Below are 24,850 nucleotides of genomic sequence, written 5' to 3' on the forward strand. Positions count from 1 at the left end.
CCATGAGAAAATTAATAAAAATAGTGATTGTTTTAAGTGTTAATATGCTCTATTTGTCATTGTCATCAACAAAAACAAAAGCAGAAGAAGTAGGCGCTTTAAAAATAAATAATCAAGTGATCTACCAAGACAATCAGCAGAAAAAAAACGTAGAAGTGAATTTCATTATTCCAGATTTGTTTTTGCCGATAAAAGAAGAGAAAGAAAAAGAAGTCAATCAAAGTAAAGCGAGGGTTGTCAACGAAGCAAAAAATGATGTATTTAGGACAGAACAGAATGCAAAAACATTAGCAGTTGATAAAAAGGTAAGGCCTTTTCTGTTCAAAGAGACGGCAACGGTCACTTCTCCTGAAAGCGTTGAATCTCTTGAGGTTCACCGAGAAATATCCATAAACTTTTGGTTGTACAGTGGTATTTTTTTAGGAAGTATAGTTATTTTATTCGTTGGTGTTTTTCTAGGAAACCGTTTTTCATATCATCGTGCACAAAGCGGAAATTAAGGAGTGAAAGAAACATGAACAAAAGAACATCGATTGGTATCGGCTTACATGTGTCGAATCAAATTATTGATTTGCAAATCCCTAATCAGGTATCAGTTGCACGTTTAAAAGAATTGTTACTCGAATCGTTTGAGCTGTTGCCAAACCGTTTGCCAGCATCATTTGAATTGGTTGTTTTGAATAAACCAATTCATTTAGCTGATAATCAATTAATTGCAGATTATCCATTAGGGAATGGCGACCAACTAGTAGTAAAAGAAATTATAAAGGAGACACATGGATGAGCGAGTTAAAGGATATTTCAGAGACAATCACGTTAGAAGCAACAAAAGAATATGTTCAAGTGACATTACAAGCAAATCAATATCAGTTAGAAAGACTAGAACAGTTTCAACAATTTTTAAAATCAAGTCGTGGATTTTTATCGGGAAAAATAATACAAGCAACGGAAGAAGCGTTAGTGATTCAATACCATAAGGATCAATATATGCAATCCATTTTACAAGCGATAAAAAAAATGGATCAATATGAGCGATTATTGTTAGCGCAAAGAGTTCATTATTTGGTTGATTTCTTAGGTACGCCGGTCCAACCCTTTATTCATCCAGAAAACATCTATATCTTGGGAGAAGAATTATTAATTGCTCATCGTGGTTTTATGCAGGTCATTGTGCCTTATTCAGCAGATGAAAGAGAATTTTTTAAACAATATCGAGCGCTGATTTTAGCAATCTTACATCCAAAGTATGAGTATGAACAATTGATTCAAGGGAATGGCACCCTGAAAGATACGCTATCTAAACAATTACAAGAGGCGAAAACAATCAATGAAATTGAGCAAATCATTGGTGAACAAATCATTCGTCAAAAAGCCAAGCGTGAAGCAGAAACCAAATTAGTGAGTAAAAAAAGTTATTTAACCTTTAAATGGGCCAGCTTAGTGTTATTGGCTTTAACGCTACTTTTTGCAACTACAACAGGGATTTATGTCTTAAAAAAATTACCAGCCCAAGAGCGAGTGAGTTTGGCAGAAGCGCAGTATATTTCTAATGACTATGCAAGTGTTACAAAAACATTAAAAGAAGATACACCAGAAGAATTACCGATAGGAGCTAAGTATGTTGCTGCTGTTAGTTCTGTCCAACTAGATAATTTATCAAATGAACAAAAAACAGCAATTTTAAATAATTTATCTCAAAAATCTAGTGAAAATACCTTACTTTATTGGATTTATATTGGCAAAGGAGACTTTGAAAAATCATTAGATATTGCCCAAAATTTAGGCGATAACCAATATATATTACATGCCTATACAAAATTATATGATGCAACCAAAGCCAATAACAAAATGAACGGCGAGAAAAAACAAGCATTGTTAAAAAAATATGAAGAAGCCATTGATAAATACATGAAAATCTTGGGAGGAAAAACGGATGACAACGAAAATCAGTAAAAAATTGGTCTCTGTGAATGATCAAATTCATACATCTAGCATGATTTATTTTGACATTTTTTATTTTGGTCCCCAACTTCTTCACCGTCAAATTACGGCTAAAAACCCAAGTGTTTCAATCAATCAACAATTATTTTTTTACGAAAATGAAGAATTATTCTGTAATGGTGAAACCTTTGATTCTGCTGAAAATTTTTCTGTTTTTCCCCACGAAGAATTGATTACTGTCACCACCAATAAACCACAGAAAGATTTTTTAATTGCCTCTGCCAAAAATGCTGCGATTTCATTAGAAACAGATGCCATCATCAATATTACACTAACATCAGAAACTGGGGAATATACAGCAACGATTTATCCCGGAGAAGATACGATTTACTACAATCATTATTTAGTTGAAAAAGGAAGCTATGCTTTTGCAGTCGGTGATCAATTAGTTGTCAATGGCTTAATCATTGAAGTTCGGGAAAAACAATTAAAGTTAACAAGTCTAGGAGCTACATATTCCCTGAATCCTTGGCAAATTGTAGAAGAGGAGGTTATTCCAGAATATCCTGTCGATTTCCCGTCATTTCGACGAAGTCCACGGATTCACTTGAAGGAGCCAAAAAAACAAATAGAAATTGCTGCCCCAAAAGCCAAGCAAACAGAAGGTAAAAATGAACTGTTACGGACGATTGTCCCACCTTTAGGAATGGTCGTTTTGAGTGGCGCAACAAGCTTTTTAAGTGGGGGCAATCCAATTATGATGCTTAGTATGGGCGGAGCGAGTTTATTGACGGCTGGTTTTTCAGTCTCTAGTTATTTCACCAATAAAAAAGAAACAAAGCAAAAGAATATCGAACGGACAAATAGCTACGAACAATATTTAATACAAGAGAAAGCTCATTTAAGTATACTGCAACAAGAACAAAAAGAGGCCTTGGAATATATGAATCCTGCCATGAACGAATTAGCCTTAATGACAAAAGAGTATCATGCGCGAATATATGAACGCATGATGACTAATGAAGATTTTTTGACAGTTCGCTTAGGGGTTGGTGAAATTTCTTCAAGTTTTACGACAAATTATCAGTCAACGGAAGATGATTCACTAAGTCAAGAAGCTGAAGAACAATTAGTATGGCCATATAAACAATTAGAAAAGGCGCCGATTGTTGTACCACTAATGGGACAAACCTTAGGATTGGCGGGAACACCTGCTGTTTTAAGGACAGCCATTCAAACGTTGTTATTTCAAGTGTCTGTTTTACATTCCTATCGTGACGTAGAGTTTGTTACTTTAGTACCAGAGGAAGATTATCAGAAAGATTGGCATTCTTGGCGTTGGTTGCCACACGTCAAAATCCGCAGCCTGAATTTGCGTGGGATTGTTCATGATCCTCAAACAAGGGATATGGTTTTAAATTCTTTCTATCAAATGATTACGAAACGTCGACAACAAGTGCGCGAAGCCGGCAATGAAAAAGTTCACTTTCAACCACAGTATATTCTGTCGATTTTAGAGGAAAGCTGGTTGTCAGGGCATGGCTTAAATGAATTTTTAGCTGAAGATATGAGTCAATATGGTGTGACAGTTATTTGGGGAAAAGATGCTTTAAATATGTTACCAGAAACGACAACTACACTGATTGAGTATCAAAGTAGTGAAGCGGCGACTTTAATTAATCAAAATAATAAATATGTGAACCAAAACTTCGTTCCTAATCATTTACCGAGTGCATATCCGCTTGCTTATGCGATTCAGCGCTTGGCGAATTTGCAGCATGTGGAAGTGGAGAAAAATGCTATTCCTGAAGCAATTGACTTTTTAGAATTATATGATGTAAAGGAAATAAAGGATTTAAATGTAACAGACCGTTGGCAAAGAGCCGATACTTCTAAGTCTTTAGCAGTTCCTCTTGGCGTTCGTGGCAAAGATGACATTGTTTACTTGAACTTACATGAACGTGCCCATGGACCGCATGGACTTGTCGCAGGAACGACTGGCTCTGGTAAGTCTGAAATCGTTCAAAGTTATATGTTGTCATTAGCTGTTAATTTTGCTCCAGAAGATGTAGGTTTTTTACCTATTGATTTTAAAGGAGGCGGAATGGCTAACTTATTTGCAAAATTACCTCATTTGTTGGGTTCGATTACTAACTTAGATGGAGCTAGTTCAGCTAGAGCATTACAAAGTATTCGTGCAGAACTACAAAAACGGCAACGAAAATTTGGAGAATACGGGGTTAACCACATCAATGGTTATACGAAATTATATAAACAAGGAAAAGAAATTACTGACCCAGAAGAAAAGAAAAACTATCCAAGTGAGCCCTTACCCCATTTATTTTTAATCAGTGATGAATTTGCTGAATTAAAAGCCAATGAACCAGATTTTATGGCAGAACTTGTCTCTACTGCACGGATTGGTCGTTCGTTAGGTGTACATTTAATTTTAGCGACACAAAAACCAAGCGGCGTAGTGGATGACCAAATCTGGTCAAACTCACGGTTTAAGCTGGCATTAAAAGTTGCTGACGCCAATGATTCCAATGAGATTATTAAAACCCCAGATGCTGCTAGTATTACTCAACCGGGTCGTGCTTATTTGCAAGTAGGGAATAATGAAATTTACGAATTATTCCAATCTGCTTGGAGTGGTGCTAACTATGATCCATTCGCTACCAAGGAAGAAAAAGTGGATGAAAGGATTTGGTCAATTAATCAATTAGGACAATACGAATTATTAACTGCCGACCTTTCCGAAGAAGAAGAGATTTCTATTAAAACGGAGGAAGAGTTAACACAATTAGACGCAATTGTTGAAGAAATTGCCAAGCATGCGGAAGAAAGTCAAGCAACTTTACCAGAGAAACCTTGGTTACCTCCATTAGCAACAGAAATTGTTTCACCACTTTTTAAAACGCAATGGCAAGAACAACGAGAACTTTCTGTTCCTTTTGGTTTTATGGATATTCCAGCAAAACAAGAACAAGTCAATTTCAATTTCGGTTTGCACGAATTAAATCATACTGCCTTATATGGTTCACCGGGGTTCGGTAAATCAACAGCTTTGCAAACCCTAGTAATGAACCTTGCTCGTAAAAATACACCAGAACAAGTTCAATTTAATTTGTTTGATTTTGGTACAAATGGGTTGTTACCATTGAAAAAATTACCACACGTTGCTGATTTAGTCCGTTTGGAAGAAGAGGAAAAATTGGTTAAATTCTTAAAACGAATTCGTAAAGAAATTCAAGAGCGTAAAGATGCCTTTACTGAATACGGTGTTGCTAGTTTAAATCAATACGAAGAAAAATCAGGACAGAAATTACCAGTGATTGTTACGATTGTAGATGGGTTTGATGCAGTCAAAGAAAGCCCATTAGAAGATCCAATTGAATCTGTTTTAAATCAATTGCTACGAGAAGGAGCAAGTGTTGGCTTGTATACCATTATTACGGTCTTAAGAACAAATAGCTTTAAAATGAGTATGACAAGTAATATCCCAACACATATCGGTTTGTATTTAGTAGAAGAAGATGCGATTTGTGATGTTGTTGGACGAGAAGCTTTGATTCCACAAGAAATTATGGGACGTGCACAAGTGAAATTGGAACAGCCGCAAGAAATTCAAATCTATCTACCAACAGAAGGGGAAAATGATATCGCTCGTTTAAACCGTTTAGAACAAGAAATTGAAAAGATGAACCAAAAATGGGGCGGTGAACGACCACTACCAATTCCAATGTTACCGAAAACAATCGCTATGGCGAATCTATACAATCATCCACACGCTCAACAAATGCTGGAAAATATGGAGTTCCCTATTGCCTTTGATAAAGAAACGACTAACATAGTGGGCTTCAAACCAACGGAACATGGTTATTTTGTGATTGGTGATGATACACCACAACAAAATGAATCTGTTGAAAAAGTGATTATCGAAGACATGAAGCATTTTAGAGGGCGTGCCGAACGGATTATCTTTAACCATAGTGACCGTTTTGGCGGTTATGCAGATAGCTTTGATACAGTGATCGCAGGAACTGAATATGGAAGCTTTGTCAATGAATTATTACAGGAAATTGAACAACGACAAATGATTAGTGAGTATGAACCGATGTTGATTTATATTCCCGAAGCGCAACAATTTGTCGAAAAATCCTTTATTAGTGCTGAAAACCTAAATATCCTACTGAAAAAAGGTAGCCAAGTCGCGATGTATTTTATTTTCCAAACCAATCAAAAATTATTGGAAAACAGTTTTAATGATGCCGATAAATTATTACGTGCTAATATCCCAGCGGGTATGGTTGGTACCAGACTCGCAGACCAAAGCTTTGTTAAAACGAAAAGTGATTATAATGAACCTGCCGTGGAATTGGATGAATCTCATTTCTTTGAAGGTCGAACAGCAATGCGGGTGAAGTTAGTAAGTGAATAAAAAGGAGTGGAATTATGAATAATGAATTGTCAAAATTAATTGATATGAAAAAGAGCGAAGAAGAAATTGAAACAAATAATTTTATTATCAAAGATAACATTTTAAGGTTTGATCATCTAACTTTACAATTAAGTAACATTTCCAGAATATATGCTGGAACTAAGCGGATGAGAATTCCTGTGATGGCGATAAGCATTTTTGTTTTAGCTTTTGGAACTATTCGGTTTGAAGGATTACGTTGGATTAGTTTAATTATTATGGGATTGACAGGATTGTATATCTATATGGTTTATCAAAGACATCAAAGTAATAAAGAATATTTAATCTTTCAACTAAATTCTGGAGATAATTACTCCCTTTATTTTCAAGATGCTGAATTTTTAAACAAAGTCCGTAATGCAGTTGAAGCAGCATTCAATCACAAAAATATGTATTCAGAAATCAATATTGCGGAACAAAAAATTATTCAAGGAAATCACCATGTGATTCATGGCAACCAGGCCAACCTAAACACAGGGATTCAACAAGGCAATACAATGCATTCGAATAATCATGAAGAACATTCGTCAACTACTGTTGGGGATATCACAGATAGTACTATTCATCATTCGACATTTGGCAACCAGAATCATCAAAAAAATGAACAACCTGTTTATGATTGGCCGGTACTTGAAGCTAATTTTAAAGCAGTCATCACTTCATTGAAAAATGAAGACGAAACAAAACAAGTCAACAGGCAAGTGCTAAAAGCTGTTGAAGAAAAAGACGCAAAACAATTTGAGACAATCATTAAAATGAATCGGAAAATTTTTACGTCTAATCTATTTTTAAATACCGCTAGTGGTGTATTGGCTCAAGTGATTTCAACGATTTTAGGGATTCGGTAAAGGAGGAACCTCATGAGTGATGAAGCAATAAAAGCGCAAAAAAGAGCACTGGCAGCCGGAAAGCGTGCTGAAGCCAGTCATTTAAGTAGTCAGGTCAACACGGCACAAGCCAACAAAAATCAAATTGATCAGAAAATTCGAGAATTAGAAAAAGCAATTCGTGAATTAAGTCGAGAGATTCTTAGTATTCATCAATTGAAATCAACCGTTTCTAGTCAGTTAAAGAGTATTTCTGGAAGTAATTTTAAAGGCACACGACGGAATAAGTATAATGAAAAAGTTAGAAAAGTAGATAGTGATTTATCAAAATATGCCACAAAAAATCAAGAAAATTTACAAACGTTTCAACGGAAATTGTCTAACTTACAAGAAGAAGCGCAACGTGAAGCCATGACAATCAGTTCATTAAATTCACAAATTTCGGCACTATTATCAATAGCAATGAGTTTGGATTCTTAATAAAGGAGTGAAAAAAATAATGAAAAGCGGTGTAAATTTATCGGAATGGATGCAATCTGTCAATAAAGCAAACAGCACAATTTCGGGAATTGGCAAAATGAAAACTGTATCTTTTTCTCAAACAAATGCTCGACCTTTTACAGAATTCAAAACAATGATAGAGCAAATCAATTCTTCTCTAGAAAGTTACAAAGAATTTGCAAAAGGAAGCACCAATAAAATGATTGCTGCCGGAAAAAATAAAGCCAATGATGATAAAGCGGGAGCTGCTACTATGAAAATTAGTCAATAAGGAGTGAAGAAAAATGAATCAACAACAAAAGGAGTTGTGGGTGGCTACTTTAGAAAGTAGTAACCTGACTGGAGAAATAACAAAGGACACTATAAACGAACTCGGTTTAATTTTGGGCGGTCAACCCCAATTAGCTCAAAATATTTATCAAAGTTTCCTCAATCAAACCACAAGTTATGAACATAAACCAAGAATTGGCGCGATTATTCATATTAGTTTTGATTATGAAGAGGAAAGAGTCACTTTTGCTTGGTTAAAAAAACAAGTTGTATTGACCGTGCCACAATTTAAACGATTTATGGGTTTCGTTGATACAATTTTTACAGAAATCTATCCAATTGGAACCATTGTCGAATTAGATGAAGAATTATTAACCGAAGATGTTAAAGCGCTTTTTACTACAGATGAATTAGGTTTATTTGTTTCTGTTCAAGGGAGAAAATTAACCATTCCAGAAACGCAAATGATGATTGATTACGTAGGAACTTTATGGCCATTTGGATTACAAGCAGAGGTGGAGCCAATTTATTTTAACTCGGTCATGGTAAAACGAGTTATTTCAGAAGGGCCTACTAATGCGTACGGGGAAAAGTTTACTTTTGAAGTTTTGAGAAAACAATTGGCGCAAGATGAAAAATATTCGTGTACGTATGTCTAATGAGGAGGTGGGCAAATGAAAATTAATATGCGTGAAGTAATGGAAGCTAAAAACAAAATTACTTCTTCCAGAAATAAACTACAAGCAGAAATCAATCGTGCCAAAAGAGATTGGAAAACAGTCCAAGGAAGTGATGCTTTATCTGGAAAAGTCAAAACAGCTATTAATGGTGAAATTGGTAATTACCAACTACCGATGCTAACCAATTATTATGATCTTTTACATACAATAGCACAAGAAATGGAAAAAACAATTAGTGATTTTAAAGCTAGTGTGAAGGAAAATAGTGACTCAGCCATCATTGATACAGACGCCTTAAATGAAGCAAAAGGAAAATTTTCAACACCGTTATCAAATTTTGCGAAATTAGATAAGAAAATTAGCAACATCTACAGTTCTGTGGCACATATCGTCCCTATTTCCGCACCATCCAATCAATTTAATAAAAAAATGGAAGAGGCTAAGAAAGTCTTGACGGAAACGCTGAAAGGCATGGACACTTTTAATGGACGCAAAGCAGGCAGTACTGTCAAAGACAAACTAGCCAAACAATCCAGCCAAATCACGAACGTCGGAGGATTAAGCTATACCAATCCTAAATCATTGGAAATATTTACGGATAAAACATTTAAAAATGAAATAAAAGAAGCGCATAAAAAAGTCCAGGAAGAAGAAAAAGATAGACTTGCTTTTGAAAAAGACCATCCAATTTTAATGGCTATGGATGGTAATTTAACAGAAGAAAAGTTAGACGAACTAGATAAATTAATTAATCATGCGATAGCAAAAGGTGTTGTTTCAGGAAAAAAATATATAAACCATATGAAAAAATTATACATTTCTAGTCGTATCAAACGTCTGCCAAATGGAAAATTGGTAATGAGACGAGCAAAAGGCTGGCTAAAAAAATTAGATCAATTAGCAGATATTGAGGATTATGTGCCAAAAGGTCACCGGTCATTAAGTATCACTGCATCGGGGACCGCAAAGGAATTTACTAAACTAGGAGATAAATTATTAGGCAAATTAGATTTAGTAGATAAGAAGTCTATTCTAAGAGAATCTGGTGAAGCTTTTAGTAAAGCAAGTATTAAAGGAGTCGCAAAGGGAACTCTAAAATCAATGGGTAAATCGTTAAAGAAAGGGGTTTCTTTTGGCGTTAACGGTGTTGTGAAAGATGCCAAAGCATTAATCAATGCAAAAGGTGCAGGAAAAATTATTCCCGGATTAAACATAGCGGCAGGTGCTGTGGAGGTTGTGCAAGGAATAAGCAAGAGTGAGAAGCAAGCCAGAAAAGACGGATTGAAAGGGCAAGAAATTACCGCAAGTAAAGTTGGCGGTGCATTGGTGGATGTCGGGAAAGTGGCGGTGACAACGGCGGCGATAGGAGCGGCTGGGGCAGCTTTGGCTACAGCACCAGTATGGGGTGTTGTAGTAGCAGGCATAGTTGCGGGTTCACTAGTTAATTATGTAGATTCTAAATGGAAAGTAACTAAAAAACTTAAATCAGGAGTTAATTCAATGATAAAAGGAGTGTCTGGATGGTTCAAATAAAAGAAATCTTTAAAGACTTCCTTCCAAACTTTTATAAAAAAACTAGCAAAAAAATATATACAAAAAAATCTTTTTTGATTGTTGTAGGATCTTATTTTTCCTTTCTTATTTTTTGGTTAGTGGGTAAGTGGGCAGGAAATTCAGAAGGAGTTATATCTAAGGCATCTAATAGTTTTATCAATACTTTTTCGTACTTAATGATATTAATTATTTTATTTAATATCATTGGCTTTCTTTTATTTGATAAAAAAATTGAATTTCAGAAATATTTTGCTTTAGGTTTGTATTTTTCGGGAATGTTCTTTTGTGTATGTATAGTCGCTTTATTAACTTCTTTAGTGAATGGGTCTTATGAAACTTTTATCTTTAAATTGTTTTTTGTAATCATTCTTGTAACTATAGAGGTTCTATATAATTTTATACTGGTGAGTATTTCGCTGTCTAAATCAAATTTGTCTATTCGAGATAAAGGAGCCAATTACTATATAAATTTGATAACAATAATAGGTGGTATTTTGATTGTTTTAGCAACTCAAATAAATAATGAAAATCTTCTTCATACTGGAATGTTAATGGCAATAAGTAGTTTTTTATGTGTTGGAATTTTCCATTTCCCTCGCGTAATACGATATTGGAAGAAACCACCAGAGATTGACTTAAACAAATCTGCATATGGTAATTCCATTGAAATGATGAAGAACAAGAAAACAAAAAAATAGCTATATTTCTTCCAGAATTAAACGAATGTCAGACGGTACTTTAGTCATCAAAAAAGCCGGGAAATGGTTGAGTAAGTTTGATAAACTAACCGGAATTGATAAATATATGAGAAAAGGCAAAGACTTTACTCGACTAAGCACCTCAGGAGGCTTAAAACAGTTTACTGATTTAGGTGATTCATTACTAGATAAATTGAAGTTAGTGGATAAAAATGTTGTATTAAAAGGATCAAAACAAGCATTCAAAGAATCAGTTAAAGGAATTGGCAAAGGAACTTTAAAGAGTGCTGGTGGTGCGTTGAAAAAAAGCGTAAGTTTTGGGATTAACGGTGTCGTGAAAGATGCCAAGGCCTTAGTTAAGGCTAAAGGCGCAGGAAAAATTGTGCCAGGGTTGAACATAGCTTTAGGAGCTGTAGATGTCGTTCAAGGAATCAGCAAGAGTGAAAAACAAGCCAGAAAAGACGGATTGAAAGGGCATGAAATTACCGCAAGTAAAGTTGGCGGTGCATTGGTGGATGTCGGGAAAGTGGCGGTGACAACGGCGGTTATTGGAACAGTAGGAAGTGCAATTGCGGTGGCAGGTGGCCCAGTATGGGCTGTAGTTCTAGGTGGAATTGCTATTTCTGCTGGATTAGAAGAGATAAATAAAAGAACAGGTGCTACAAATATGGCTAAGAAAGCTATTAATTCAATGGTAAAAGGAGTATCTGCATGGTTCAAATAAAAGAAATGTTGAAAAATTTTATCCCGAGTACTTACAAAAAGGTATCAAGAAAATCCTTTACCAGTAAGTCCTTCCTTAGCATTATAGGTGCATTTGTCTTTATATTAGGAATTTTATTTCTTTTCTCTATTTCACTTGATATGAAAGAAACACTAAATACTAGCTTGAATGATAAACTCATATATTTATCCTATGGAACTATATGTGCTAATCTTGTAGGTTTGGTTTTGTTTAGAAAGGAGAAACTACAAAAATTTGTAATTATAATTCCGTATATTACTTGTATCTTAATGTTCTATATAATTATGGCAATAGGTGCATCAATGACAAATAATCCAGTTTCTGATTTAAAATTAGGGATGGTTGGAAGTAACTTACTATGGATTATTGGCGTTCTTATAAATACAGTCTTAGTATGGAAATCAGTGAAAACTTCACATTTTAAAATACGAGATAAATATGCAAACTACTTTATGAATAGCCTATCAATAGCAGGGATTATATTTTTCTTTGTGAGTAAAGTGATTAATAATTTTACTTATGCATATACAGGCATGGTGTTTCTAATTGCAACGCTACAAATACTTGCGACCTTTCACTTTCCAAGAGTTCTTAGATACTGGAAAAAAGAACCAAAGAATGAAAATGCCTCTATATATGGCAATTCCATTGAAATGATGAAGAACAAGAAAACAAAAAAATAGAAACATTTCTTCCAGAATTAAGTGAATCAGCCATCATTGATACAGATGCCTTAAATGAAGCGAAAGGAAAATTTTCAACACCGTTATCAAATTTTGCGAAATTAGATAAGAAAATTAGCAACATCTACAGTTCTGTGGCACATATCGTCCCTATTTCCGCACCATCCAATCAATTTAATAAAAAAATGGAAGAGGCTAAGAAAGTCTTGACGAAAACACTGAAAGGCATGGATACCTTTAACGAATACAAAGCAGGCAGTACTGTCAAAGACAAACTAGCCCAACAATCTAGTCAAATCACGAAATTCGGAGGATTAAGCTATAGCAATCTCAAATCATTGGCAATATTTACGGATAAAACATTTAAAAATGAAATAAAAGAAGCGCATAAAAAAGTCCAGGAAGAAGAAAAAGATAGACTTGCTTTTGAAAAAGACCATCCAATTTTAATGGCTATGGATGGTAATTTAACAGAAGAAAAGTTAGACGAACTAGATAAATTAATTAATCATGCGATAGCAAAAGGTGTTGTTTCAGGAAAAAAATATATAAACCATATGAAAAAATTATACATTTCTAGTCGTATCAAACGTCTGCCAAATGGAAAATTGGTAATGAGACGAGCAAAAGGCTGGCTAAAAAAATTAGATCAATTAGCAGATATTGAGGATTATGTGCCAAAAGGTCACCGGTCATTAAGTATCACTGCATCGGGGACCGCAAAGGAATTTACTAAACTAGGAGATAAATTATTAGGCAAATTAGATTTAGTAGATAAGAAGTCTATTCTAAGAGAATCTGGTGAAGCTTTTAGTAAAGCAAGTATTAAAGGAGTCGCAAAGGGAACTCTAAAATCAATGGGTAAATCGTTAAAGAAAGGGGTTTCTTTTGGCGTTAACGGTGTTGTGAAAGATGCCAAAGCATTAATCAATGCAAAAGGTGCAGGAAAAATTATTCCCGGATTAAACATAGCGGCAGGTGCTGTGGAGGTTGTGCAAGGAATAAGCAAGAGTGAGAAACAAGCCAGAAAAGACGGATTGAAAGGGCAAGAAATTACCGCAAGTAAAGTTGGCGGTGCATTGGTGGATGTCGGGAAAGTGGCGGTGACAACGGCGGCGATAGGAGCGGCTGGTGCTGTAGCAGGATTTTTTGGCGCTCCTGTTGTGGGTGTGGTTTTAACTGGAATTGCGGTCTCAGGAGCAATTAATTATGCAGATAAGAAATGGAAAGTAACTAATTCTTTAAAATCTGGAATAAATTCAATGGTAAAAGGGGTGTCTGGATGGTTCAAATAAAAAGTATTTTTAAAAATTTTATTCCAATGAATTATAAAAAATATAGTTTAAAGGAGTATACAAATAAATCATTTTTACTGTCAGGAAGTGGATATATATTTTTGCTTTTATTTTGGCTTTTAGGTAGGTGGTCTGGAAGATCTTCGGGAACCATAACAGATGAAACCAATCAGTTTATTTTAAACTTTTTAAAGATAATTATGCAATTACTAATATTAGATGTTGTATGTTTAATGTTATTTAAAATAAAAAAGCTGCAAAAATATTTAGCTGTATTTATTTATGCGTTAGATATGTTATTTTTAATAATTTTGTGTGCATTTACAGCATCATTATCAGATAACACAACTAATGTATTTATATGGGAGCTTATTCTTGTTTTTAGTTGTCTATTTTTGCAGGTTGTTAATAATTTTGTTTTAACTTTCATCTCCTTGAAAAAAAATAATCTGAGCATTCGAGATAAATACGCAAATTATTGTATGAACTTTATTGGCATTTTCGGATTATTAATTCTTCTTTTAGCAAAGATATTGGATAATAGCTCATTGTTTTTTATAGCATTTTCTATCACAATATCTATACTTATGAATATTGGAATTTTCCATTTTCCTCGTGTAATACGATATTGGAAGAAAATACCATCGATTGATTTAAACAAATCTGCATATGGAAATTCAATTGAGATGATGAAGAATAAGGAAAATAAAAAGCAGTAACTACTATAAGTTTTGAGATTAACAGTGTTGTGAAAGGTGCCAAAGCATTAATCAATGCAAAAGGTGCAGGAAAAATTATTCCCGGATTAAACATAGCGGCAGGTGCTGTGGAGGTTGTGCAAGGAATAAGCAAGAGTGAGAAACAAGCCAGAAAAGACGGATTGAAAGGGCATGAAATTACCGCAAGTAAAGTTGGCGGTGCATTGGTGGATGTCGGAAAGGTTGCAGTTGTGACAGCGACTGTCGGCTTTTTTGTTGCTGCATTACCAGCAACTGCATCATTAACTGCAGTTGTTGGTGTAGGAATAGGAGTTAGTATGGGAGCTGAATTCATTTTGAAAAAAACAAATGCAATTAATATAGCAAAAAAGGGAGTGAACTCAATGATAAAAGGAATTTCAGGGTGGTTTAAATGAAATCTATCATAAAGCATTTTGTCCCAAATAACTTTAAAAAGCAAAAAGAATTATTATTTTCAAACGCGTCCTTCATTAAAGTTATGATAGGTTATGGAATATCGTTAACTTTTCTATTGATAATTTACGGAACGATTGGGAATAAAAATGATTTCACAGAAAATAAAGGGTTTTTATATTTTCAAATAATATATTCTGTGATAGTGATTCTTATCAACGGAATAAGTTATATACAATTTAAAAAGATAAAACTACAAAAATATTTAGTTCTCGTTGTATACTTTTCAGGCGTTTTAGGAATTTTTAGCGGGATAGCATTGTTATCTCTAATAACAGATAGACCGCTTCATAACTTTGTTGTAGGTATGATTGTGATATTTATTGGATGGATTTTAGAGCTACTTGTACATGCTCTTTTGGTTTGGTGGTCGTTGAAACGAAATAACCTTAAATTGATAGCTGCAGCTACTAATTATTTTTCGAACGTTATTGGTATTTTGGGGATATCATTAGCAATAATCTCTTATGTTACAGAAAAAGAAAATTTATTTTTTCTTGCAGCATGTTTAATTGTAATGGTTGTTCTATTTTTCGTAACTTTTGATTTTCAACGAGTATATGAATATTGGAAAACCAAAAAAAATGAAGATGTTTCTGCATATGGAAATTCAATTGAAATGATGAAGAACAAGAAAACAAAAAAATAAAAACATAAAAACATTTCTTCCAGAATTAAACGAATGTCAGACGGCACTTTAGTCAGCAAAAAAGCCGAGAAATGGTTGAGTAAGTTTGATAAACTAACCGGAATTGATAAATATATGAGAAAAGGCAAAGACTTTACTCGGCTAAGCACCTCAGGAGGCTTAAAACCAGCCTTCTAAGATTCAGTCAAAGGAATTGGTAGGTATTGAAAAATTTAAAAATAGATCGATTTTAGGAAATTAATTTAATGAAAAGAGGGAAGAAGATGATTGAAAAAGTATCATTGGAAATGAACAATTTAGTGTATATTGAAAAACGAGCAACAACAGATCAATTAGTGGATTTAATTTTACAATCAGAAGAATTAACTTATGAAGAAGGTTTTTATAAAAATGGACCAACAATGATTGAACTAAAACCAACTGAATTAAGTGAAGAACAACAAACGTATAAATTTTATATTCCTGTGAATGAGCCAGTTGAAAGTGGCGAGATTTTTACTGTAGAAAATATTCATTATGATCATCTAGTTCGTAAAAGAATTCCTTTTGATGATGAACTTGGTGCTAATATTGAGGAAATGACGGATTACTTGCTGGAACAAAAGATTGAATTTGACGATAAATTATTGTTGGTAATGACCTTAGTTTATGATGAATATTGGGTAGATGTTTTAATCCCAACAAAAGAGTAGGTGAAAAAATGAGAAAAACAATTGGCTATAAACAATCATTACATTATCAAAATGTCATCAGTCGTTATTATGTAACGACTTCAGAGGAGATGGGTCGTTGTTTAGAAGATGCTTTGGAAACAATTTTTGAAGCAGATTATTCTTTATCAGACAGCTTTTTCTATTCAATGAATTCTGACATTCGTGAAGAAGAATTGCTGATTCAAGTTTTTTTACCTGTCAATGAAGAATGCCAAGAGAATATTCCAGCAGAATATCGTTTCCAATCTTATTTTCAGGTGAATAAGATGTTAGCAACTAGAGCAAAAGGCGATAAGCTATCTGAATTCTCTAAAGCATTAGAAGAGTTAATCACTATAGTTGTTCAGGAAGATTTGACAATTGTTTCACCAATTTTCTATTGTCCGCAAGTAATAGATAATAAGGTATACACTGATTTGATGATTGGTGTTAAATAGTTTTGAACTGATTAGAGTTTTGAAGTAGATACTTTTTAGTATCTACTTTATTGATTATTTTTTTTATTTAAACTACATAAACGAGAATTCGCCAAATATGGTGTGAATAATATCAACGGATATATGAGTTTATACAAACAACGACACGAACCGAAACCTGATATTATCTATCCTGCTAAACCATTGCCTCATTTAATTTTGGTTTCTGATGAATTTGCGGAATTAAAAGCGAATGTTCCAGAATTTTTAGATGAGCTAACTTCGGTGGCGCGGATTGGCCGTTCATTGGGTGTTCATTTAATTTTGGCGACACAAAAACCAAGTGGTGTGGTAAATGATCAAATTGAAGCCAATAGTACCAGCAAAATTGCTTTGAAAATGGCTAGTGTCCAAGATTCTAATGAATTATTAAAAACACCAGATGCAGCTCAAATTACCAATCCTGGTCGGGGGTATTTAAAAGTTGGGGAAAATGAAGTTTATGAAATGTTCCAAAGTGGTTATGCGGGGGTTCCTTACGATCCTGACCAAGTGATGGAAGAAGTGGTGGATGAACGGCTATATCGGATCAATGATTTAGGTCAAACTGAATTGCTTTATGATCCAGGTGAAGAAGTGGTTCAAGGAAAAGATAAGAGCGACTTACCAACCCAATTGGAAGCTGTTATTACTACGATTGGCGAAATTTTTGAACAATCAACACTGACGATTCCAGATAAACCGTGGTTACCTAATCTTGAAGAAAAAATAGCAACACCAAGTATTGGAAAATCAAATGATCGTAGCCTTAAAGTACCAATAGGCTTACTTGATATTCCTGCAAAGCAAGCTCAAGAAGTCTATGAATATGATTTGGAGAAGTCCAGTCATACAGCAATTTTTGCGAGTCCAGGATATGGGAAATCGACGATTTTACAAACGATAGCAATCAATCTTGCCCATAAGAATACCCCTGAACAAGTTCAATTTAATTTAATTGATTTCGGAAATAACGGCTTATTGCCACTAAAAGATCTACCTCATGTAGCCGATATTGTGACTTTAGAAGAAGCAGAAAAATTACAGAAAATGTTGGATAAAATTAGTCAACTTCTAGCACAACGGAAAAAGCTTTTTAAAACTAATGGTGTGGCCAGCTTGGCACAGTATGAAGCCAAAACGCAAAGCAAATTGCCAATCATTATTAACTTATTAGATAGCTACGATGGATTAAGTTTGGAAGACAAACGCAAAGACGGCATCGATGAATTATTACTTCAACTCTTAAGAGATGGCGCCAGTTTAGGAATTTACTTGATTTTCACAGCTAGTCGATCTGGCAGCATTCGCATGAATATGATGAGTAACATTGCTACAAAAATGGCATTGTATTTAAACGATGAAAGCGAATTAAACTCTTTACTAGGAAGGGAAGTCTTAGCTGCCCAAGCCATCAATGGTCGCGGGCAGGTCCTATTAGAAGTACCAACTGCGATTCAATTTTATTTGCCAACAAAAGGAGCGACTAGTGCGGAGCTGTTGGAAAACTTAGAATCAGAAGTCACTAAAATGAATCAAGATTGGACAGGCACGCGCCCAGAACCGATTCCGATGGTTCCCGAAGAATTAACTATTGAAAAATTCCAACAATTTGTCCCAGAAAAAGAAGCCAATCAATTCTATTTGGGATTAAACAAATTAAGTGCTTTACCAGAAACATTCCCGTTATTCCGAGGAAAAACATTGGGGATTTTTGTCGAATCCAATAAACAATTCCAGTTATTAATGCCCTGGTTTATGCAGCAACTGGAAGAATTGTCTGCTGATCACGAAGTTATCTTGATTGATGTTGCAGGGAATTTGGAAATGATGATAGACAAAGTCGCAATTTACATTGAACGAACACAAGTGGCACAGCAAAGCGCTGAACTTAAAGAAGCCCTAATAGCAATAGTGGCAGAAAAAGAAAGGCAGCGAGTGGTGGTTATAAATGGAATTGCTGATTTAGTTGAAAAACTTTCTTTAGAACCAGAAGCAATAATAATGCTACTAAACAACCGTAAGCAAAACTTGCAAGTGTTATGTGTTGATTCCTTAAGTAAAGTTGGTGCAACTTATGGCGGTATGACAGCCTTAGCTAAAGAAAATATAGAATATCTTCTTTTCGGTGGTAGTCTCAACAAACAATTATTTATTGAGAATTTATCATTGGATCAAAAGAATGCGCCAGTTTCTAGAAATGTCTTGCATAGTTTGAAAGATGATGTATTAGAAGCTATTACCATTCCGACGGAGGTGACCAAAAAATGAGTGAAGAATTATCAACTCCTTTTTTAGCGCTGGGTAGTGTGATTCGTTTAAATGAGGGAATCCACGGAGCAATGTTATTTTTTATAGTAGCTCGAGCAATTGCTAAAAATAATGACGGCAAAATTATTTCTAGATACAAAGTAGCGCCGCATCCATTTGGAGATGTTCCAACGGAAAATGTTTTTTCAATTAGACATGATGAAATCTCTGAAGTAGTTTTCGAAGGATATACAAATGAAATTGACAATAAATTTCTCGAAAGTTTAATCACTAAAATGACGAATGCCAAAGACATACCTGTTGCTCAGCCAACTGCTCAAGTAGTTGCTCCAAATGAATCAGAAGAAATTGTCGATGAAAAAGAAAAACTCAAAAAAGATCCCTTTTACAAATTTAGAAAGTGAGGAAATAAGCAATGACTAAAGTTGCATCAAATCAAGGAGCGGCTCAAGCAGCCGTTTCTGGGATTAAAAATGTGTCCGTTAGTAAAAATACAAAGTGTACATTAGGAGAAAGTAACATTTCTGGAATGAAAAAAGGCGTAAAAGTTAATAATAAAATGCTGAATAACTTGTCTAAACTAGTGAAATGTGTCAATACTCAAGCCAATAAATTCCCTAAATTAGCAGCGGCGATTGCCGCAAGAGATAGTGAGACACGTTTCAAATAAGGAGTTGAAAAAATGGAGACCGAAAATAAAAAGCGTTTAAGCAATGAGTATAGTCAAAAAATTATTCAAAAAGAACATCAAATGGATAATTTATCAAATGATCAGAAGAAAATCCAAGCTATATTTGGTACACTAGACTATGAGATAACTAGAAATTTTCGAGAACTAGAACGATTGAATGGAGAGGACATTAGTAAAGGCAATAAACCAGCTCGTTGGGCACAAGATGAATTATCCGGTAAACAACGATACCTTACTGGATTTCTCCAACAACAAAATCAAGAATTTACACGGAATTATGCTAAGGCGACAGAAAGAGTGCGTGAAGAACGTGATCAACTCCAAAAAGAAAGGAGTACGTTATCATGGGATTAATCTATTCTAGTGCAGACTCCTCAGAATTAATGAGTGCTCTGGCTAGTAATCTATCTGTCGCACGAACGACCACCAGTGAATTAACAGCTGGTTGTCAACAACTAATCGCAGCCATTGACGGACATACGTTGTCAGGAGTGGCTTATAACGCCGGAAAAGGCTTGTTTTCAGAATTAGTGATTCCAACGATTCATCGAATGACGGCTGCCATTGATCATGTTCAAAGTGATTTGACCAAATATGGCGCAGCCAACGCATTTATCTCCAGTGAAGGCTATTTAAATGAAGATAAGTTAAAATTACAAATCAAAATCATGAAAGCCAGTCAAAAATCCTTGCATGAAGCAGCTAAACAAGTAGCAACGATTGCTTATAACACGCCAATCCCAGGGATTCATAACCTGTTAAAAGACACGCAACGCACCTTGATTCAAATGGCAGATAGCCTTCAACAAGATATTGACAAAATCCAAAAGAAATTGCAAAAACTCAATGATTTCGCTATGCAAATCAATGGCTTATTTAACAATAGCCTCAACGAGATGGAACTTGCCATGCAAGGTGTTACGGTATTGAATGAAACAACTGTCAAGAGCAACGGAACCTATACACTACCAAGTGGTGTCGATAAAAGTTATTTCACGGAAATTAAAAAAGACACCTCAACAGTTATTGATTCAGAGAAACAAAAAATTGAGCTAATCAAACCAACTGATAGTATAGAAGAAGTCAGCAGAAAAACAATCGCTTTAGCCAACCTTGGAATCAATCCCTACACAGGTGAAAAGATAAATGAAAGTCAAGCCAATCGATTTAAGTATGCCGCATGGTCGGGAACATTAACAGACGTGGGAAATGTAGTGCTAGGTTCATATTATGGGAACAAAGCCGCTTCACGATTGGACGGACTTGATGACGTGGGGAATGTGAAGCAAAAATCGTTTAGTAAAAAAGATAGTGGAACTAATTTGAAAGTGTTAGAGGAGGTTTCTAATCCGATTATAAAATCTCCTAGAACTGGGAGCGGGCTGAAGATAGATGATATTAAGCCAATTAAAGGAAAAGGATATATCTACGATATTGACCCATTGACAGGAAAACATCCTACGAAAAAAATTCAAATTATTATAGATGAGTTTCCTCATGTTCCTAAAGCACATGGATTCTCTGATATAGTTGATAATTATGCTGGATTAGCAAAAGTCACTGATTTAGGGAATGCTAAACTATATCAAATTCAAGGAAGTCAAAACGGTGTTATGGGGCGTTTTGAATGGATAATCCAAAATGGAAAAGTTACTCATAGAATGTTTGTAAGAAATATAGAATTGAACGGAGTGCCTATAAAATGATGAACTATATAGACGAATTTAAAAAAAATGCTATTTCTTTTTCTTGGAGCGAACTGAAAATCGGTAGATTTGGTTATTCAGATGATAATTTCTATCTGCAAGGAAGGATTAATGATGATTATGTAATGGCATATACGTTAGATTATCTATCTAAGAATGAAAATGAGGAGAATTCTTTTTTATGGGAATTAGGAAGCTTATCTTTATCATATGATGAAACGGAAGTGTATGACCTTTTGGATTCAATTACTAATTCTGATGAAGATTTGCAGGCTTACTACAAATGGCGATGGATTTTAGTTAATAACCTATTAAACGAGATTAAATGTATGGATACCATCAATGCTTTATTAGAGATTAGTGAGTTTTGGCTGGATTTGCAATCTCCATTTGATATGCCTTATCAGTATCAGGGAATTAATAATGATATGACTCCTGAATACTTTTATACAGAAGAGCATTTGTCTAAAGTTATTTTAGAACATAAAGAATGGTTAATAAGTGAAAAAAAGAAATTATCTTAGTATAAATTGTAATAGACAATATTTATTAAAGCGACTGGCTCTAAATTTAATTATTGTTAGAAGTATATTTTGCAAATTGATGTTTTAAAGAAATAAGTGAAAAATGGAAAAATCCAATTAGATGAGCAAAAACTATCAGGAAAACTTGCATCTTTAGTAAAAAAATACCACTTAGAGGTGGTAGAACTGACGCCAAAGGAATTGAACGCCCGAGTCAATTAATCAGCAGAAAAAAGGATACAATTATTTTGACAAAAGCGAAAAAATAAGAGGATTAGGACTGCTGTCTCATGGACAAGACTTTATAGAAGGTATTCAAGAATCAGGAGTTTGGGATTCCTTGTGGTCGGTAGGAATGGGCGTTGCGTCGGTAAAGAATGCGCAGACTTTTTCTAACGAGGTTAAAGGAACAGATAACGCTGCTTTAAGGGGAAGTAAAAACGGAAAAACTTATGTGTTAGATAAGCCTAAAAGTACTGGAACTGTAAGTTATAAGAAAGCCAATGGAGTATATGGTGAATATAGTACAAAAATAGACTCTAAAGTTATAGAAATAGAAAAAGCAAATTTACCAGATGGGTTGAAAAAAACATATACAGATAATTATTATAGAACTGTCGAATCCGTAGATGAATTAAAAACTTATAGAACCTTTGGCGGAAATGCAGATGCTGGTGGAGGATTTGCAACAACAGAGCCAGCCGTTTCGAGAATAGACGCCAAGATGGATACTGCACTTTTACCAGAGTGGAAAAATTCTAGAATGTATGAAGCGGAAATAACAATACCTAAAGGTGAAAAACTTAATATTGGGAAAGTGGCTCCTCAAATAAATGACAAAACTGGAACAGTTTTAAAAGGAGGCGCGGATCAAATATTGTTACCTCAAGATTGGCCATTAGAATGGATTATAGATATAAGAGTAGTACCTAGCAAATAGGAGTGAAATGAAATGGAAGAATTAAAAGAGACATGCAAAAAAATTTTAATATTGTTAGATAAGGAATTTCCGAATCAACAATATTATGCAGGGGTAGTAAAGAACATTCGAACTATTGTTGAAAATATTTATTCATCAGTGTTGAGTGGTGAAGCTTATAAAGAAAAGATAAATTTTAACAGTTTGATTAGAGAGTTTGTTGATGAAACTACACATTTTTCTAGCCCTGTTATTCCAGAATTAGAAAAATTAGATAGGTTATTATCGTAAATTAGGAGATGAAAGAATGGAACAAGAAGAAGTCAAAAATCCTGAATTAGTAACTAGAATTGAACGTATTAAAAAAGATTATACGCAAAAGAATGAGCAATTCTTTTACGAAAAATTAGAAGATTCAAAACTGTTACTACCAGTTAACTTCGATTCTAAAAATAAACTTAATATTATTAAAATTGAGGATTCTGTAGGCAATGATTATATACCAGCGTTTACAGACTGGGAAAATCTCCGATTAGGCGAAGAAAGTAACGCTGTAGTTTTTACTATATATGATTATTTGAAAATTATTCAAGAAGATTTATCTATTACTGGTATAGTAATCAATCCTTACAGCCAAAATTTAGTTTTAAATAGAGGTAATTTAGAGTTTATAAAATCAAATAGTGGAAATATCAGAAAAATGAACAAGTGTCAATCGGAATCCCACGAGAGTATCCAGAATTTTTTGTGGATAAATGTAAAAAAATTTTCAAAAAAGAAACTAAAATAAACAAAGCTTTTTTATTGCAAATGGTAAGAAAAAATCTTCAAAAAAGCTATTTATTGGTAATCGATTCAAAAGATGAAGATCAAATACTACCGTATGTAAGCATAAGCAATAAAGTTCAAAAGTATCTAGGGAAAGAAGATATACTTGATATAATTTCTTTAAACAGTGATTTTGGGAGGAACGTTACTAAAGAATACAATCCATTTTATGAAAAATAATCCTTAAGCTAATATAGATGATTATTTCAGTTTAGTGAGAGAGCAATCTCCATGGCCGAAAAATTATCAACCAAAGCAGTCTATTCTCAAACCAGGGATCAGTTCGAAATGGCTTTATCTGTTGGACAAGGAACAGAATACCAGGGAAGGTTTGGAATATTAACAGATACAATTAGTGATGTAGAATATGTTACAGATAACCTTGCTGTAAAATATGAATGGAAACCATCCATAGACAAAATGGTAACTTATCAATTTGTTGGATGATAAACATAGTTTTAGACTTTAAAAGGGAGGAGGAATCTCATGGAACTTTTTATGAAAATCATTCCATTAGCAATGGTTCTAGCAATTGTCTATTGGCTAGTGAAAGTATCGAAGGTATATAATAAAAGTGAATATGCAAAGAAGAACGATGAAGAAACTAATTGTGAATAGAAAGAAATAGCCAAAGAAAATGATAAGTGATTCTAACTGTAATTATGGTTAGAATTACTTATTTAAATATATAAGTGAAATACATAACAAATGATAGTTTTTTTATACTAATATCAACAGATTGTTATCTGGCTTGGTAGATATAGCAGACAAATTACCAAGTGATGTCGATAAAAGTTACTTTACTGAATTAAAAAGGATATGCCAACAGTTATTGATTCGGATAAACAAAAAATTGAGCTAATCAAACCAACTGATAGTATAGAAAAAATCACTAAAAAAACAATCGCCTTAGCAAACCTAGGAATTAACCCCTATACAGGAGAAAAAATTTCAGAAAGAGAAGCCAATAAATTTTAATATGCTGGTTGGGTGGGAACATTGACAGAAGTTGGCAATGTAATGCTAGGTTCATATTATGGGAACAAAGCTGCATCAAGACTAGACGGCTTGGATGATGCTGGAAAGGTGAAGAATGGACGACAAAAGTCTACAAATGATTTGTACGTAGTATCTAAAAATATATTTGATATTGAACAAGTACGTCCTTTATTAAAAAACAGAACCCAATACAGCTTTCTTTTGGTCTGGAAGAACAAAAGGCGGATA

At 34.2% G+C, this 24,850-nt stretch carries 28 protein-coding genes and 3 pseudogenes; all 31 read left to right on the forward strand.

Annotation, left to right across the window (positions count from 1 at the left end; genetic code table 11):
• Positions 1-2: 2 nt before the first annotated feature.
• Positions 3-500, forward strand: coding sequence for a hypothetical protein (locus tag IGL90_RS05445; protein ID WP_016617250.1), 498 nt, complete (start codon positions 3-5; stop codon positions 498-500).
• Between the two features lie 14 nt (positions 501-514).
• Positions 515-784 (forward strand): EsaB/YukD family protein, encoded by a 270-nt coding sequence (locus tag IGL90_RS05450; protein ID WP_010712367.1) that lies wholly within the window; start codon positions 515-517, stop codon positions 782-784.
• Positions 781-1,953 carry a type VII secretion protein EssB gene (gene essB / locus IGL90_RS05455; protein WP_048736905.1) on the forward strand — a complete coding sequence of 391 codons (1,173 nt, stop codon included), beginning with the start codon at positions 781-783 and terminating at the stop codon, positions 1,951-1,953. Before IGL90_RS05450 ends, essB begins: the two co-directional genes overlap by 4 nt.
• Positions 1,934-6,382: a type VII secretion protein EssC gene (essC, locus tag IGL90_RS05460; RefSeq protein ID WP_048736903.1), complete on the forward strand. Its 4,449-nt coding sequence runs from the start codon at positions 1,934-1,936 to the stop codon at positions 6,380-6,382. The genes essB and essC overlap by 20 nt, the downstream gene beginning before the upstream one ends.
• 14 nt (positions 6,383-6,396) lie before the next feature.
• On the forward strand, positions 6,397-7,269 hold the full coding sequence (locus tag IGL90_RS05465) for a DUF6232 family protein (protein ID WP_048736901.1): 873 nt from the start codon (positions 6,397-6,399) through the stop codon (positions 7,267-7,269).
• Between the two features lie 12 nt (positions 7,270-7,281).
• On the forward strand, positions 7,282-7,728 hold the full coding sequence (locus IGL90_RS05470; protein ID WP_002361714.1) for a YwqH-like family protein: 447 nt from the start codon (positions 7,282-7,284) through the stop codon (positions 7,726-7,728).
• 19 nt (positions 7,729-7,747) lie between these two features.
• Positions 7,748-8,020: a hypothetical protein gene (locus IGL90_RS05475; RefSeq protein ID WP_002407019.1), complete on the forward strand. Its 273-nt coding sequence runs from the start codon at positions 7,748-7,750 to the stop codon at positions 8,018-8,020.
• A gap of 13 nt (positions 8,021-8,033) precedes the next feature.
• Complete coding sequence (locus IGL90_RS05480; protein ID WP_048736899.1) at positions 8,034-8,678, forward strand: DUF4176 domain-containing protein; 645 nt, start codon at positions 8,034-8,036, stop codon at positions 8,676-8,678.
• A 15-nt stretch (positions 8,679-8,693) separates the two neighbouring features.
• Positions 8,694-10,232, forward strand: a complete 1,539-nt coding sequence (locus IGL90_RS05485) for a T7SS effector LXG polymorphic toxin (RefSeq protein ID WP_202250929.1) — start codon at positions 8,694-8,696, stop codon at positions 10,230-10,232.
• Positions 10,220-10,951, forward strand: coding sequence for a hypothetical protein (locus tag IGL90_RS05490; protein WP_174078467.1), 732 nt, complete (start codon positions 10,220-10,222; stop codon positions 10,949-10,951). The genes IGL90_RS05485 and IGL90_RS05490 overlap by 13 nt, the downstream gene beginning before the upstream one ends.
• 25 nt (positions 10,952-10,976) lie before the next feature.
• Positions 10,977-11,675: a hypothetical protein gene (locus IGL90_RS05495; RefSeq protein ID WP_174078469.1), complete on the forward strand. Its 699-nt coding sequence runs from the start codon at positions 10,977-10,979 to the stop codon at positions 11,673-11,675.
• Positions 11,663-12,379, forward strand: coding sequence for a hypothetical protein (locus IGL90_RS05500; protein ID WP_174078471.1), 717 nt, complete (start codon positions 11,663-11,665; stop codon positions 12,377-12,379). Before IGL90_RS05495 ends, IGL90_RS05500 begins: the two co-directional genes overlap by 13 nt.
• 14 nt (positions 12,380-12,393) lie before the next feature.
• Positions 12,394-13,674: pseudogene (locus IGL90_RS05505) on the forward strand (T7SS effector LXG polymorphic toxin); the annotation flags it as partial.
• On the forward strand, positions 13,662-14,393 hold the full coding sequence (locus IGL90_RS05510) for a hypothetical protein (RefSeq protein ID WP_048737479.1): 732 nt from the start codon (positions 13,662-13,664) through the stop codon (positions 14,391-14,393). The pseudogene IGL90_RS05505 and the gene IGL90_RS05510, both read left to right, overlap by 13 nt.
• Positions 14,394-14,398: 5 nt before the next feature.
• A pseudogene (locus tag IGL90_RS05515) lies at positions 14,399-14,809 on the forward strand (T7SS effector LXG polymorphic toxin); the annotation flags it as partial.
• Positions 14,806-15,516 (forward strand): hypothetical protein, encoded by a 711-nt coding sequence (locus IGL90_RS05520; protein WP_048737029.1) that lies wholly within the window; start codon positions 14,806-14,808, stop codon positions 15,514-15,516. The pseudogene IGL90_RS05515 and the gene IGL90_RS05520, both read left to right, overlap by 4 nt.
• A gap of 245 nt (positions 15,517-15,761) precedes the next feature.
• Complete coding sequence (locus tag IGL90_RS05525; protein WP_025189366.1) at positions 15,762-16,208, forward strand: hypothetical protein; 447 nt, start codon at positions 15,762-15,764, stop codon at positions 16,206-16,208.
• An 8-nt stretch (positions 16,209-16,216) separates the two neighbouring features.
• Complete coding sequence (locus tag IGL90_RS05530; RefSeq protein ID WP_048737027.1) at positions 16,217-16,666, forward strand: DUF5085 family protein; 450 nt, start codon at positions 16,217-16,219, stop codon at positions 16,664-16,666.
• A 78-nt stretch (positions 16,667-16,744) separates the two neighbouring features.
• Positions 16,745-18,955 (forward strand): annotated as a pseudogene (locus tag IGL90_RS05535) (FtsK/SpoIIIE domain-containing protein); the annotation flags it as partial.
• Positions 18,952-19,359 carry a DUF4176 domain-containing protein gene (locus IGL90_RS05540; protein ID WP_033625593.1) on the forward strand — a complete coding sequence of 136 codons (408 nt, stop codon included), beginning with the start codon at positions 18,952-18,954 and terminating at the stop codon, positions 19,357-19,359. The pseudogene IGL90_RS05535 and the gene IGL90_RS05540, both read left to right, overlap by 4 nt.
• An 11-nt stretch (positions 19,360-19,370) precedes the next feature.
• Positions 19,371-19,625, forward strand: coding sequence for a hypothetical protein (locus tag IGL90_RS05545; RefSeq protein ID WP_048737024.1), 255 nt, complete (start codon positions 19,371-19,373; stop codon positions 19,623-19,625).
• A 12-nt stretch (positions 19,626-19,637) separates the two neighbouring features.
• Positions 19,638-20,000 carry a hypothetical protein gene (locus IGL90_RS05550; RefSeq protein WP_048737022.1) on the forward strand — a complete coding sequence of 121 codons (363 nt, stop codon included), beginning with the start codon at positions 19,638-19,640 and terminating at the stop codon, positions 19,998-20,000.
• On the forward strand, positions 19,991-21,352 hold the full coding sequence (locus IGL90_RS05555) for a T7SS effector LXG polymorphic toxin (RefSeq protein ID WP_082153250.1): 1,362 nt from the start codon (positions 19,991-19,993) through the stop codon (positions 21,350-21,352). Before IGL90_RS05550 ends, IGL90_RS05555 begins: the two co-directional genes overlap by 10 nt.
• On the forward strand, positions 21,349-21,876 hold the full coding sequence (locus tag IGL90_RS05560) for a DUF2247 family protein (protein WP_202250930.1): 528 nt from the start codon (positions 21,349-21,351) through the stop codon (positions 21,874-21,876). The genes IGL90_RS05555 and IGL90_RS05560 overlap by 4 nt, the downstream gene beginning before the upstream one ends.
• Positions 21,877-22,231: 355 nt before the next feature.
• Complete coding sequence (locus IGL90_RS05565) at positions 22,232-22,816, forward strand: hypothetical protein (RefSeq protein ID WP_239660071.1); 585 nt, start codon at positions 22,232-22,234, stop codon at positions 22,814-22,816.
• 12 nt (positions 22,817-22,828) lie between these two features.
• A complete protein-coding gene (locus IGL90_RS05570; RefSeq protein ID WP_048737021.1) occupies positions 22,829-23,086 on the forward strand; it encodes a hypothetical protein in 258 nt (85 codons plus the stop codon).
• 16 nt (positions 23,087-23,102) lie between these two features.
• The gene (locus IGL90_RS05575) at positions 23,103-23,585 is read left to right on the forward strand and encodes an SseB family protein (protein ID WP_048737019.1); all 483 of its coding nucleotides are present in this window, start codon (positions 23,103-23,105) and stop codon (positions 23,583-23,585) included.
• The gene (locus tag IGL90_RS05580) at positions 23,543-23,803 is read left to right on the forward strand and encodes an enhanced serine sensitivity protein SseB C-terminal domain-containing protein (RefSeq protein ID WP_048737017.1); all 261 of its coding nucleotides are present in this window, start codon (positions 23,543-23,545) and stop codon (positions 23,801-23,803) included. The genes IGL90_RS05575 and IGL90_RS05580 overlap by 43 nt, the downstream gene beginning before the upstream one ends.
• A gap of 51 nt (positions 23,804-23,854) precedes the next feature.
• Positions 23,855-24,070 (forward strand): hypothetical protein, encoded by a 216-nt coding sequence (locus IGL90_RS05585; RefSeq protein ID WP_048737014.1) that lies wholly within the window; start codon positions 23,855-23,857, stop codon positions 24,068-24,070.
• Between the two features lie 39 nt (positions 24,071-24,109).
• The gene (locus IGL90_RS05590; protein ID WP_258080186.1) at positions 24,110-24,241 is read left to right on the forward strand and encodes a hypothetical protein; all 132 of its coding nucleotides are present in this window, start codon (positions 24,110-24,112) and stop codon (positions 24,239-24,241) included.
• 201 nt (positions 24,242-24,442) lie between these two features.
• Positions 24,443-24,601 (forward strand): hypothetical protein, encoded by a 159-nt coding sequence (locus IGL90_RS05595; RefSeq protein WP_161796734.1) that lies wholly within the window; start codon positions 24,443-24,445, stop codon positions 24,599-24,601.
• Positions 24,602-24,850: the final 249 nt, after the last annotated feature.

The sequence above is a fragment of the Enterococcus sp. DIV1307a genome, from assembly GCF_050537425.1.
Taxonomy (GTDB): domain Bacteria; phylum Bacillota; class Bacilli; order Lactobacillales; family Enterococcaceae; genus Enterococcus; species Enterococcus faecalis.